The organism is Microvirga aerophila, from assembly GCF_003332305.1.
GTDB classification, from domain to species: domain Bacteria; phylum Pseudomonadota; class Alphaproteobacteria; order Rhizobiales; family Beijerinckiaceae; genus Microvirga; species Microvirga aerophila.
On sequence record NZ_QOIO01000088.1, the window covers coordinates 1 to 12,531 of the forward strand.

The 12,531-nt window shown below is 57.4% G+C and carries 10 protein-coding genes and 1 tRNA gene; 5 read left to right on the top strand and 6 right to left on the bottom strand.

Features of this window, described 5'->3' with window-relative positions:
- The first annotated feature begins 449 nt into the window (after window positions 1-449).
- Window positions 450-538, top strand: a tRNA-Ser gene (locus DRB19_RS26935).
- Window positions 539-844: 306 nt separating this feature from the next.
- On the opposite strand, the gene DRB19_RS30380 is transcribed toward DRB19_RS26935, so the two are convergent.
- The gene (locus DRB19_RS30380) at window positions 845-1,444 is read right to left on the bottom strand and encodes a hypothetical protein (RefSeq protein ID WP_162815901.1); all 600 of its coding nucleotides are present in this window, start codon (window positions 1,442-1,444) and stop codon (window positions 845-847) included.
- 199 nt (window positions 1,445-1,643) lie between these two features.
- Between DRB19_RS30380 and DRB19_RS26945 the strand changes: the two genes are divergently transcribed.
- Together DRB19_RS26945 and DRB19_RS26950 are read left to right on the top strand one after the other, a co-directional pair.
- Window positions 1,644-2,401, top strand: a protein-coding gene (locus tag DRB19_RS26945) for an IS5 family transposase (RefSeq protein WP_114189078.1) whose coding sequence is annotated in 2 segments (ribosomal slippage) — window positions 1,644-1,977 and window positions 1,977-2,401 — 759 coding nt in all. Because the reading frame shifts where the segments join, the coding sequence is not laid out codon by codon here.
- Between the two features lie 111 nt (window positions 2,402-2,512).
- Complete coding sequence (locus DRB19_RS26950; protein ID WP_114189079.1) at window positions 2,513-3,859, top strand: IS5 family transposase; 1,347 nt, start codon at window positions 2,513-2,515, stop codon at window positions 3,857-3,859.
- A 343-nt stretch (window positions 3,860-4,202) separates the two neighbouring features.
- On the opposite strand, the gene DRB19_RS26960 is transcribed toward DRB19_RS26950, so the two are convergent.
- The 4 genes from DRB19_RS26960 to DRB19_RS26975 all read right to left on the bottom strand — a co-directional run bounded on the left by DRB19_RS26960 (window position 4,203) and on the right by DRB19_RS26975 (window position 9,754).
- Window positions 4,203-5,435, bottom strand: coding sequence for an aspartate aminotransferase family protein (locus DRB19_RS26960; RefSeq protein WP_114189081.1), 1,233 nt, complete (start codon window positions 5,433-5,435; stop codon window positions 4,203-4,205).
- Window positions 5,436-5,689: 254 nt separating this feature from the next.
- Window positions 5,690-6,697 (bottom strand): TRAP transporter substrate-binding protein, encoded by a 1,008-nt coding sequence (locus DRB19_RS26965; protein ID WP_114189082.1) that lies wholly within the window; start codon window positions 6,695-6,697, stop codon window positions 5,690-5,692.
- Window positions 6,698-6,768: 71 nt separating this feature from the next.
- Window positions 6,769-8,241 (bottom strand): M81 family metallopeptidase, encoded by a 1,473-nt coding sequence (locus tag DRB19_RS26970; protein WP_114189083.1) that lies wholly within the window; start codon window positions 8,239-8,241, stop codon window positions 6,769-6,771.
- A 574-nt stretch (window positions 8,242-8,815) separates the two neighbouring features.
- Window positions 8,816-9,754 (bottom strand): LysR family transcriptional regulator, encoded by a 939-nt coding sequence (locus tag DRB19_RS26975; protein WP_114189084.1) that lies wholly within the window; start codon window positions 9,752-9,754, stop codon window positions 8,816-8,818.
- Between the two features lie 151 nt (window positions 9,755-9,905).
- On the opposite strand from DRB19_RS26975, the gene pcaH reads away from it, so the two are divergent.
- The gene (gene pcaH, locus DRB19_RS26980; RefSeq protein ID WP_373867419.1) at window positions 9,906-10,652 is read left to right on the top strand and encodes a protocatechuate 3,4-dioxygenase subunit beta; all 747 of its coding nucleotides are present in this window, start codon (window positions 9,906-9,908) and stop codon (window positions 10,650-10,652) included.
- Window positions 10,653-10,655: 3 nt separating this feature from the next.
- Complete coding sequence (gene pcaG, locus DRB19_RS26985; RefSeq protein ID WP_114189085.1) at window positions 10,656-11,282, top strand: protocatechuate 3,4-dioxygenase subunit alpha; 627 nt, start codon at window positions 10,656-10,658, stop codon at window positions 11,280-11,282.
- A 326-nt stretch (window positions 11,283-11,608) separates the two neighbouring features.
- Here the strand turns inward: pcaG and DRB19_RS26990 are convergent, their stop codons facing one another.
- Complete coding sequence (locus DRB19_RS26990) at window positions 11,609-12,358, bottom strand: AEC family transporter (protein WP_114189086.1); 750 nt, start codon at window positions 12,356-12,358, stop codon at window positions 11,609-11,611.
- Window positions 12,359-12,531 lie beyond the last annotated feature (173 nt).

Sequence of the window (12,531 nt, forward strand, 5' to 3'; positions counted from 1 at the left end):
CGGAATCGAACCGCCGACCTCTTGAATGCCATTCAAGCGCTCTCCCAACTGAGCTATGGCCCCAACCTGGACAGGGCACGCCCTTACGCCGCGCTTACCGTATGCTTACTGATGCACTTTCTCGGTAGCAGCTTGGCTGCGGAACTATGCTAAGTGATTGGAAATAATGGCGCGCCCGAAAGGAAACGGCGCCGAGCCATACAGAACATTGATTTTAAAGTGCTTTTTACCAGCTCGTGTAGCACGAATGTAGCATAATCGCGTGGCACTTGGCCAGAACGAAAGATCGTGCTGAGCAGCATTGGGGAGTGATACGAGCGATCATGGTGCTCAGTTACACCTGGGAGTAACAATGTTAGTTGGCCCCCATTCCTCGCTCAGGTGGATTCGAAACAGTTACCTCCGAGTCAGCCTGCCTCAACCAGCGGGCCCCAAGGCCTTCGCGACCCGGAGAGGTGGCAGAGTGGTTGAATGCACCGCACTCGAAATCCGGCATACGGGCAACCGTATCGGGAGTTCGAATCTCCCCCTTCCGCCACTCTTCACTACTAAGCGATTGAAAATACAGCAGTTTGAGCGCAAGTTTTGGTACGCGCCCCTCAGCTTGCCCCACATTACGTCCTGGACTGTATTGGCTGTTACTGGTCGTCTTCGGACCCATAGAACCGGCGAGGCGTAGGTTGAAATGCTTACCGTACGCCGACCATATGGGGTGCTTGTGTTCAATGGACGACTGCACTCGCCGGGTCATTCTACTCAGCTCTAGCAGTTCAACGGAACCCGGAACACAGATTGGCGGACGCTCTAGCTAAATTCGGCCAACTGAGCGTCCGCGCTCTGAGCCCTATGCGGCTGCCGTTTCATCAACCTCTTGCCGTCCAACGCGAAGAGCCTGCCCCAAGCGCCGCCGAACATTCTGCAAGGCATCGATGTAGTCGTCTGCGGCTAAGCTGAGACTCTCCGGAGATTGCGCTCGGGCCATATCCTCGGTTGTCCATTCACGGTTGAGTTGTTTCGCCACCGCATACACCACAGCCCGCCCAACACGAACCATCATAGTTCGCTCGGCCAATTCAAGAGCCATTTTGCGCATGAGCTCAGGGTCTGGTGCGGAAGCATATTCAAGCTCCAGCAGGCCACGCATTTCCTCGATGGCGGGATAGGTCATATTTACAAATAATTGCCCAGACTCTGAGTAGAACTTCGCAGCCTTACCCCGAATCCCTTTTTCATCGATTGCCGGAGCTTCCCGGAGGAGGATGATCTCGGGCGCACGTTCAGCGTTTAACGAGATTGACGCGCGTTTTGCGCCAGATGGAACCGCAAGCAGATCGTCATGGGTGAGGCGTGTTCGCTTACCCTCACCTCCACTTTCTCCTGTGCGGTCAGCCCGAACTCCGTTGCCAGATCCGTGATCGACGCTGATGCCTCCATCAGCATTCACTTTCGGGCTTTGCGTACGAACCCTAAGGCTGTTTAGCAGCTTCTGGAGCTCATCACGAATTTCATCAGTGTTCCCTGTATCATTGGGAGCAAGAGAGCGAATGAGCTCGATCAGCCATGCAGGACGGTGTTGCCTAGGCTCAGGACCTATTAATTTGGTCTGAGGTGTGATTCAGAGCCTCCTGTCGAGGAGGCTCCGAATGGGTGATCTGTTTTTGCTCAGTGAGCGCCAGATGGCGCGGATTTCGCCGCATTTCCCGCTGGCGCACGGCGTGCCGCGTGTGGATGACCGGCGGGTGGTCAGCGGGATCGTGTACGTCATCCGCAACGGCCTGCAGTGGAAGGATGCGCCCAAGGCGTACGGGCCGCACAAGACGCTGTACAACAGGTTCATGCGCTGGAGCCGACTGGGGGTGTTCGACCGGATCTTTGCGGCTCTGGCCAGTGAGGGTCCCAAGCCCGAGCGGATCATGATCGACGCCACTCACCTGAAGGCACACCGCACCGCGGCGAGCCTGCTCAAAAAAGGGATGTTCCCCGTCGTATCGGGCGCACGAAAGGTGGCCTGAACTCCAAACTCCACGCCGTCTGCGATGGCGCCGGCAAGCCGATCATCCTGCTGCTGTCGGAAGGGCAGATGAGCGACCACAAAGGCGCCCGGCTCGTCTTGGAGGCGCTGCCGACAGGCGCAACCCTGATTGCCGATCGGGGCTACGACAGCAACTGGTTCCGGGAAGCTCTTGCCGAGAAGGACATCACGCCGTGCATTCCGCCGACCAGGAGCCGCAAGGTGCCCATCGCCTATGACAAGACGCTGTATCGGCAACGGCACAAGGTTGAGAACATGTTCGCCAAGCTCAAGGACTGGCGCCGGATCGCGACCCGCTATGACCGCTGCGCCCACACCTTCTTCTCAGCCATCTGCATCGCGGCTGCCGTCGCCTTCTACCTCAATTAGTCGGCCCTGAATAACCCACAACTTGTTGGGGCATAAGGATTCTTCGTCGTCACGAAGCATTGTAAAATGCCAGCATCTGGGGATGGACCCGCTTAAACCTGGTGTTTTGCCATGGGACCCAAGCCGACGCTGCCGAGTTCCGGCGATCTCTACCGCAGCCGCCTCGACCAGATCCTCGATCCCCGCCACGCGTTGTTCCGCCTGGCTGTTTTGATCGACTGGGATCGCTTCGATGAGGAGTTCGGCCGCTTCTATCGTCCGCTCGGACGACCCGCGAAGCCGACACGCCTGATGGTCGGGCTGTCGTATCTCCAGCATGCCTTCAACCTGTCCGATGAGGCGGTGGTGCAGCGCTGGATCGAGAATCCGTATTACCAGTGGTTCTGTGGCTGCGAGTCCTTTCAGCATGAGCTGCCCTGCGATCCGAGCTCGCTGACGCGCTGGCGCAAACGGCTCGGGCCAGAAGGACTGGAGAAGCTGCTGGCTGAAACGATCCAGGCCGGGCTGGAGAGCGGCGCGGTGCGGCCCTCCAGTCTGGAGCGGATCAGCGTCGACACCACCGTGCAGCCCAAGGCCATCACCCATCCCACCGATGCCAGGCTCTCTCTCAAGGCGTTGCAGGCTTTGGTGCGGCAAGCCAAGCGGCACGGCCTCAAGCTGCGTCAGGCCCACACCCGTCTAGCCAAACGCGCGGCCGTGCAGGTCGGTCGCTATGCCCATGCCCGTCAAATGCGGCGCATGCGCCGGGAGCTCAAGCGGCTGAAGACCTATCTCGGACGCGTGTACCGCGATATCGCCAGGAAAGTCGCCGGGGATGAGGTTCTCTCACGCCGGTTTGCTCCTCTGCTAGGCCTCATAGAGCGCCTGCTGGTGCAGGAGCGCACGAGCAAGAACAAGCTGTACAGCCTGCATGCGCCCGAGGTGGTATGCATCGCCAAGGGCAATGCGCATCGGCCCTATGAGTTCGGCTCGAAGGTTGCGCTGGCCGTGACCAACCGCGAAGGCTTCGTGCTCGCCTCCAAGGCGCTGGAGGGCAATCCGTATGACGGCCATACGCTCAACACGACGATCGATCAGGTCGTGGCCATGACGGACGTGGAGCCCGCACGCGTTTACGTTGATCAGGGCTATCGCGGGCATGATTATGCCAAGACGGATCGAGTGTTCATCACCCGGCAGCGGCGGGGTCTGACGCCGACGATCAAGCGGGAGTTGACACGCCGGTCCGCGATTGAGCCGATGATCGGGCACATGAAGGCGGGCGGGCGGCTGGGACGCAACCACCTGCTCGGCGCAGCCGGCGACGCGATCAATGCCCTGCTGGTGGCGGCCGGACATAACCTGCGGCTGATACTGACGTGGCTCAGACTGTTTATCGCTTGGCTCATGGCAGCCCTGATCAGTTCATCCGCGCAATCGGATACTGCCCACGAACCCTGGAATCCAATTGTCGCCTGATCAAACTGCATTGTTCAGGGCCGACTACGTACTCGATGCGCTGAATCGCGCGGGACGACCATGGCGTATCGCGTGGACATCCTCTCATCTGCCTTCGATACAAACCGCGATTGACCTCGGTAGAGCCGTGGCAGCTCTACCAGCTTCTGTCATACTGCCGTCCTATCGTCTCCTCGGGTCTAGTGATGGAATGCCAGAGTTGAAGCCAGTCGAACTGGCCATTGTCGTGCCACATGCCGCTCGCGCGTCGGTACGCCGCTTGGCTGCATTCATGAGGTCAGAGTTTCACCAACCATAACGACGTTATCCTAAACGACCGGTAAAATGGTTCAACCGAAGGGCATTATCTCATTACGCCAGCGATATTCTGGACAATCTCAGCCATCTCGTCGATCATCGCGTCGTCATGAACTGCTGACAAATACATCCGACCGAATGAGAATGGCATTGTCAGAAGACCTCGCCGGCGCGCTTCGACATGGAACATTTTGGTTCGGGCCGGATCCACCTTCGCGACAGCTTGCACATAGTTCGTCGGGCTTTCCTCACTGAACCAGATAGTGAAGACCGTTCCATAACCCGACGTTGCAACCCTCACGCCATCAACAGTTGCAAATGCCTGCTCGATCCTGCCCCGCAACCTATCACCCTGTGCAAGAACTGCGTTGTAGTTCAGATCCTTCAGGATATCCATTGTGGCGCAGACCGCCGCTGTCGCAACTGGATTGCCGCTGTAAGTCCCTGCCCGGGTTACCTCTCCGCGCTCGCATGCGGCCATGACCTCAGGCGTGCCGACCACCCCTGCGACAGCAATTCCGCTTCCGATCGCCTTGCCGACCGTTGCAAGATCAGGGGTTAAGCCCAAGGAGTGTCCAGTCAAGCCGAACCGTGTACGAAAGCCCATCAGCACTTCATCGGCAATCACGATGGCGCCGTTGCGCCGAGCGACTGCCTCTACATGCTGAAGATAGCCCGGCGCGGGAAGGATACAGCCAGCGTTCGCGAGCATGGGCTCCACTAAGACCGCCGCAATATCTTCGCAATCGTCGAAAAGACGCTCGACATCATCGAAGTCATTGAACCGTAACAGCGTTGTTCGTGCCTTTGTCGGTCGCGTATTCGCCTTCATCGCCGCCTCCGAGGATCCGGCATTGCCGAAGGCTACGTCGTCATACCACCCATCGAATCCTGCAGCCATTTTCGCGATCTGGCTGCGTCCGGTAGTAACACGGGCGATGCGGCAGGCAAGATGGACGGCCTCACTTCCCGTATTGGTGAAGATCACGCGTGAGAGCGGACCAGTCGCAGTCGTTAAAGCGGTTGCCGCGGCCTCTTCCCCTGTGTGGGCAAAGGCCGGCATTGACCCGAGCGAAAGGGCCTGAGAAACGGCATCGATGATGGCAGGGTGGGCGTGCCCTACGATGGTCGCTCCAAAGCCCAGAGCGGTATCGATATAGCGTCGGCCGCTATTGTCCCAGATATAGGGACCGGAGGAGCGCGATGTAAGAAACGGAACTCCATCCAACGCAGGCAAGGCACGACCCGCACTGGAGATTCCTCCAACCAGATGACCCATCGTAGTCCTCACTTCACCTACAGGCGTGGCAGTATTTCTGAACGCAACGTCAACATCACCAGTACTACTGCGATAATGCTATGCGGGGTCCCGAACGATTCAGGTAGTGCCAAGCGAGAGCCCATCTCGAGCGAAACGGCATGGCGTTCCTATTCAACACACCGGCTTCCGTTCGTTTCACGAGAAGGCGATCAATCCGGAAGAGTGATGGCCCACCTAGTTGAATGAGCCCTTCACGCATGGTGCTTCTTTGGTTAGCGTTTTTTCGCAATCTCAGCGTTAATCTCGCTGAGAAGCGCATCTCCTGCCTGCGCGCTGTACTTGTCAGTGATTGGCTTGATCTTTTCGCGGATGCGTTCCAATTCCTGTGGAGGAACTTCGTTCACCTTCATTCCAGCCTTCACCAGGTTTTCGATAGACTGCGCATTCTTCTCCCTCGAAACTTGCCGCTGATAGCTTCGGCTTTCATTGGCAGCTTCGTTTATGATCTTTTTCTCTTCCTCAGAGAAGCCGTCCCAGGTCCGTTTGCTGATAAGGACGGCTTGAGGATTGTAAATGTGTCGTGTGATTGAGAGATAGGTCTGAACGTCATTGAACTTGGTGGCTTCGATCGTTGCTAGAGGGTTCTCCTGGCCGTCAACCACCTTCTGCTCAAGCGCTGTATAGAGTTCCGGGAAGGCCAAGGGGACCGCATTGGCTCCTAGCGCATTGAACAAGTCGATGAACAACGGGGCTTGCACAACACGAAGTTTGAGCCCCTGAAAATCCTCCAGCTTCGTGATAGGACGCCTACTGGTAGTCACGTTCCGGAAGCCAAGTTCCCAATAGGTAAGGCCAACAAGTCCCTTCTCGGGAAGCTTGGCGAACAACTTCTGTCCCACAGAGCCATCGACGACAGCATCCGCTTCCTCAGGATTGTTGAAGAGGAACGGAAGGTCGAGAATAGCGAACTCTTTAACGTTCCCCGCCAAAAGCCCCGCATTAAGCACAGTTAGATCTAGGGTTCCGCCTTGCAACGCGGAGATAGTCTGGAGATCACCTCCGAGCGCGCCCTCAGGAAACAAGCGCACTTGAATTTTCCCGCCGCTTTTTTCCTTTACGAGATCAGCAAACTTTTGCACTCCCAGGCCTTGCGGGTGTTCCCTTCCCGCGGTGAATGCGAACTTGAGGGTGCGGTCCTTGATTTCGGCATAAGCCACACTTGGGAGCAGGAGCGCGCTCCCGAACAACGCTGCCGCTACTACGGGTTTCAGACACATCATCAGAGTTTCCTTTATGTTGAGCGTTTTGCAGTATCTCGATCCCATTGTCACCCCAGCCTGCGGACGTCGGATCACAACTCGTCGACAGGAAAAATTGGCCGCGCCTTCTGATGTCGCAAATAGTCGGGCTTGCGGCTCGAAAGACCTGGCGTCGCTGCGACAATGCAGTCGCAGGCCGGAGAGAGTGACAGTCGAAAATGATTGCTGGACTTGACAACGATATACTGAAAGTTGGTGAGCGCTTTTCCAGTATGACGGGCGAGACCCGGGTCACAAGCCGATGGTGCTCGTGATGTGACAATGAAAGTTTGGGCCCCGGCCTGCAGAATTGCCGTTGCTCCCATATCATTCAGAACGCCTTTCATATAACTGCCCTCGTTTGGGAAGATGCCATCTGTCAGAGCCACGACGATCGCCGTCAGTTCCAAGGGCACAAGTTCAGGTGTAATGCTCGCCCCCAGATGCAGGGTGACCGTAGTCCCTATCCCGGCGGCACGGGCGGTGGCGACGGCCTGCGGATCGAACACGGGGATGAGTCCGCGCAACGCGGGATAATACTTGGCGGCGTAGCGTGCGATCTCTACCGAGTCGCCTGGCGTGCCGGCAAGGACACTATCACCTTGGTCACCAATCGCTACCGGCTGGGACCCCTCTCGCGCTGCCTTATCAGCGCGGGCAAATACTTCATCCAACCCGGGAGCTTCTCCGACGAACTCCTTCCGTATGGACCACAGCTTATCAGCGATTGCGTTGGTCAGACTAACGGCCGCAGGCGTATCGTCATCAAAGTAGCTGACAACAACCTGTCCAAGGCCCGGCGCATCCAGGAAGGGATGCGTGTTGAAGATAGAGGCGTCGATGTAATGCTGGTGACGGGCGGCCTCTGTAACGAGGGTCTGATAGACATCCCTCATTGGTGGTTCCGCCGTCTCGTCACGCCAAAGTGCGAGGAACGGCACTGAGCGGCGCGCGCTGACCAGCTTCACTCGCCTCTGGACAATATTCATGAGCATTTCAGTTGCGCGCTCACCTGTCTCGACCATGTCGCTGTGAGGATGCGTGCGATATCCGGTCAAAAAATTCACATTGGCTACCATGCGGTCGGTGATATGGCCATGGAGATCGAGAGCAACTGAAATCGGGACCGAGCGGCCGATCGCCTTCCTAAGTCGTGAGAGGAGCAAACCCTCTACATCGGCAACAGTCTCACTCGCCATCCCACCGTGCAATTCGAGACATATGGCATCAATCTCCTCGCTCTTCACACGATCAATCAAACGAGCAATAAGATCTTCCACAACTGCGTCTCGGATAGGGCCACCCGGACGAGCCTTGGCGGCGAACGTCGGGATCGGCACGGCGCCAAGAGCGCGCAAACGGCGGATGATGCCGCCCAAGGCAGTCGCTGTTGCTTCGTACGCACTGAGCACTGCATCGCCTTCATGCGTGATGAAGTCCGAAGTCTCCGTTGCGAGTGGATTAAATGAGTTGGTCTCCTGCCATATGAGTCCGACGGCAACACGGTTGTGCGCCTGCCAAGTCATTCTGGATCCTCCAAAATGGAAAGGGAAAGTGGGCCGGCAGACATGAACCGGATATCAGCGCTGGGCCCGGTTATCTGGATGCCACTTGAGCTTTAGCCGAACGCATCGCTCGAGCGGTGCTAGGTTGTGCTTACTAACATAATTCCCTCGGTTTCTGACTTGCCAGTCGATACGACCAGTAGGTAAACGTCAATGAAGGCAATCAATAGGAAGAATAAAATAAACTTCTTACGCCATAACGGATGCTTATTCACTGGAATATGGCAGACGCTCGCTCATTGGTGACTGTAATCAATCGTTCCCCAGTAGCCTTTATTTCTGATCAAGGCTTTGACCGCTGTAAATCCCGGCTGATCCAAGTGGCAATCCACCCAGAAACGTCGGGCTCCGAGTGCCTAGAAGGCTTCCGCAGGTAGGTAAGGAGTCCGACATTGTGCAGAGGATGAATGTCGCAACCGATGATGGCAGCTACCGCCTATACCTTCGTACGCTGGAGATTCGGCGCTGGTTCGCTTCTAAACAGTTGGGCGAAGCGGCATGGAACACATCAGCGAGGGGCACGGCACCGAGCGTTTCAGATCTCGGTTCTCTGCCTTGCAGTCACCATGCTGGCTGTCTCTTCCAGCAAATTCCGCAACCACTGATGCGCCGGATCCTGTTGAAATCGCCGGTGCCAAGCCATGTACATGGGGAGTGCTACAAACCCGTCCGTACCGACCGTCTTGAGCGGCAATGAAATGCTCGCAAAGGTTCGCATCAACCCTTGGCTGAGAAGATTTGGCATACTCGCCAGCAACTCGCTGCCTTCCAGGAACGCTGGAACAGCGGAGAATGCGGGCACAGACACTGCAATGTTTCGAGCGACGCCCTGGCGTGCAAGTCGTTTGTCAAAGTTCAGTCGCTCGTTATCGGTGTAAACGACGGTGATGTGGCGACCCGCCAGATAGTCCTCTTGCGTTTGCGGCGCCACTCGCATCCTTGGATCGTAGTAGCAGACGTACTTGTCCTGCAGCAGGTGCTTCTGGAGGATGTCCATTCCCTCAGGCGGCAGCGGTGAGATCAGAAGGTCACAGCGCCCCTCCCGCAGCAGGTCAGGCGTCGGCAGGCCAGATGGGATCACCCGCAGCGTCACATGGCGAGCGATGGCTTCCATCTTTTGGAACAGCTGCGGTAAGAGCAGATCCCGCTGAAAGTCGTTGGCCGCCACCGTGAAGGTGACCTGCGCCGATAGCGGGTCGAAGGCTGCGCTGGCGGCGAACTCCTTCATGTCGTCGATCAACCGGCGTGCTCGGTCAGCCAACGCACGGGCATGCGCGGTCGCGACGATACCGCGGCCGGATTTGACGAAGAGCGGATCCCGGGCGACGCGCCTGAGCTTTTCGAGCCCATGGCTCACCGCCGATTGCGTGACCCCCAGTCGCGTGGCTGCGGCGGTCACCGACCCCTCCTCCAGAACGGCCAGGAACATAGTCAGCAAGTGGCCGTCGAGATCCAAATGATCGATTTTGCTCATGAAACTGATTATAACACATCTGTTTATTCCAGGAATTGGTTGCGAGAAGATCCGGTCAGACGCCGCCCTTCCGGCGGACAAGTTCACCGACCAATCCGGGATGGAAACCATGAATTACCAAGGAGAGACCCCACGCCAGCCAGGGCGAGGAATGCCCGGTCCGGCGATTTCAGACATGAGCCTAAGCGAATTCATCCAGCGGGACCGGAACATCCACCCACCGGCGTATACGCCGACCTACAAGACCAGCGTAGCGCGCTCGCCCCGCCATGCTCTTTTGTCGCTCCAGAACTCGCTATCCGAGATCACCGGCCCCAGGTTCGGCCACAACGAACTCGGACCACTCGACAACGACCTGATCCGAAATTACGCCAAGGACGGCGATCCGATCGGCGAGCGGATCATCGTCCACGGCAGGGTTCTGGACGAGAATGGCCGGCCCGTACCGCACACCCTTGTGGAGTTCTGGCAGGCGAATGCCGGTGGACGCTACCGGCACAAGAAGGATGCCTATCTCGCGCCGATCGACCCGAATTTTGGGGGCTGTGGCCGCACGCTGACGGACGAGAACGGCTATTACTACTTCCGCACAATCAAGCCAGGTCCTTATCCTTGGCGCAACTACGTGAACAGCTGGCGCCCGGCCCACATCCACTTTTCCGTCTTCGGATCCGGGTTTGTCCAGCGCCTGATCACGCAGATGTATTTCGAGGGTGATCCGCTGATCAAGATCTGCCCGATCGTGAAGACCATTCCGGATCCAGACGCCGTCGAGCGCCTGATTGCCCCGCTCGACCTGAACGCGTCGGTTCCACTCGACACGCTGGCCTACAAGTTCGACATCGTGCTGCGCGGCCGCCGATCCACCCTGTTCGAGAACAAGCTTGAGGGAAACTGAACCATGGTACAGCCGCTGTCTTACTTCTATGAAACACCGTCGCAGACTGCTGGGCCTTATGTTCATATCGGGCTGATCCCGCAACAGGCTGGCTTCGACATCTTCGAGACCAATTTTGGGAGTGCGCTGGTGGGGCCCGACACCAAGGGGGAGCGGATCATCGTCGAGGGCCGCGTGTTCGATGGCACCGGGACACTGGTGCGGGATGCCCTGCTCGAGATCTGGCAGGCCGACCCTGACGGGCAATACAACCATCCAGCAAGCGGTCAAGAGACGATGGCCAGCGATGGCTTTCGTGGCTGGGGGCGGACCGGGACCGATTTCGAAACAGGGGTTTATCGCTTCGCGACGATCAAGCCAGGCGCGGTCGTCGGGCGCAATGGCCGGATGATGGCGCCGCACATCAACCTCTGGATCGTGGCGCGCGGGATCAATATCGGCCTGAACACCCGGCTCTACTTTTCCGATGCGACGCAGGCAAACGCCGAAGATCCAGTGCTTAATCTCATCGAGCAGAAGGTTCGGCGCCAAACGCTGATTGCTGAAAGAAGCCGGCGTGGGGACGAGGTCATCTACACCTTCGATGTTCACCTGCAAGGCGACCAGGAGACCGTGTTCTTCGATCCCTGACTGCAGGCAGTTGCCACCTGACCCGTAACGAGCAACCTCCGGGGAGACCTCATCCCCCGACAGCAACAAACATCGCCCGGAGAAGTAGCTCTCCTTCCGATTAGGATAGATTGAGGCGGACCAGGCCTCCTTCATTTAGAAAGCCTCCAATCATCTCTGCAAGCATACCTCGCTTGGCGCCCACTCCTGTGGGCGTTCCTGTTTACAGCCGATCAAGATACTGCGCGCCAACCCCAGCATCCGTGCCAACGTGCCAGCAAGACATTGATCTGCTCACTACGCTCGGTCGCTAGGGGCAATCATTGAGATCCTCTGCGTCAAATGGGTTATCCCGCTATGGATTGCAGCACGTTTGCTTTTACCAACCAGATCATCGCGCTGATGGTAAAAACCGATATCGCAGTTGAAACCATGAGTGCCGCCGCACATACCTCATCCATGCCGTACCGTTGCCCAAGAATCGGGTAGACGCTGAGCATCGGAACACTCGCCATGATGATCGCCACCGACTTCAGATCAGGATCAACTTTGGCAAATATCGTGAACGCCATCAGGACGGCAACGGGATGGATGGCAAGTTTGCCAAGAACAATCTGAGCAACCTCAGCCCGAAGCCCCTCGATCTTAAACCCCACGAGAGTTCCGCCAATCACGAAGAGTGCGACCGGCGCGGAAGCGAGTGCAAGCATATCGACTGTTTTGAAGATTGGGGATGGAAGAACGATTCCGAACGCTGAAATGGCAGTCCCAGCTAGGATAGCGAGTATGATCGGACTCTTGATCAGTCTGACGGCGGATGAGCGTAGGATCACGCGTGCTGGCAAACCAGCTTGTAACCCAGTCTCGGCAATGACCAATGCGGCCGGAATGATGATGACGTTTTCAATCATCATACATAAAGCCAATGCAAGGCCTGCGGGCGCGCCGATAGCCAAGGCTGCAATTGGGTAACCGATGAAGCCGCTATTGGATGCTGCCATGCCTAAGGCAGAAAGGGCGCTCGTCTGCAGATCCTTCTTTTGAGCGAAATGCAGGAAGCAGAGCGCGAGAGAAAAGACAGCCATACTTAGGACCATTCGTTTCCTCTTCACGAGGATCGTTGCTCGATAACACCTACGCGACCGGAGAAGTTACTCGGTAAATTCAGCCTGTTTTTCGCCCAACGCCACCCAGAAGTCAGCGTCCGTCTTGGCCTTGATCTCGTCTTCGGTCACGCCGTCGGCGAGCTCAATCAGGGTCATGCCCGATC

Coding starts and splice junctions, on each gene's coding strand:
- DRB19_RS26950 (WP_114189079.1), top strand. CDS start 2,513: ATGGGACCCAAGCCGACGCTGCCGAGTTCCGGCGATCTCTACCGCAGC.
- DRB19_RS26960 (WP_114189081.1), bottom strand. CDS start 5,435: ATGGGTCATCTGGTTGGAGGAATCTCCAGTGCGGGTCGTGCCTTGCCT.
- DRB19_RS26965 (WP_114189082.1), bottom strand. CDS start 6,697: ATGATGTGTCTGAAACCCGTAGTAGCGGCAGCGTTGTTCGGGAGCGCG.
- DRB19_RS26970 (WP_114189083.1), bottom strand. CDS start 8,241: ATGACTTGGCAGGCGCACAACCGTGTTGCCGTCGGACTCATATGGCAG.
- DRB19_RS26975 (WP_114189084.1), bottom strand. CDS start 9,754: ATGAGCAAAATCGATCATTTGGATCTCGACGGCCACTTGCTGACTATG.
- pcaH (WP_373867419.1), top strand. CDS start 9,906: ATGCCCGGTCCGGCGATTTCAGACATGAGCCTAAGCGAATTCATCCAG.
- pcaG (WP_114189085.1), top strand. CDS start 10,656: ATGGTACAGCCGCTGTCTTACTTCTATGAAACACCGTCGCAGACTGCT.
- DRB19_RS26990 (WP_114189086.1), bottom strand. CDS start 12,358: ATGGTCCTAAGTATGGCTGTCTTTTCTCTCGCGCTCTGCTTCCTGCAT.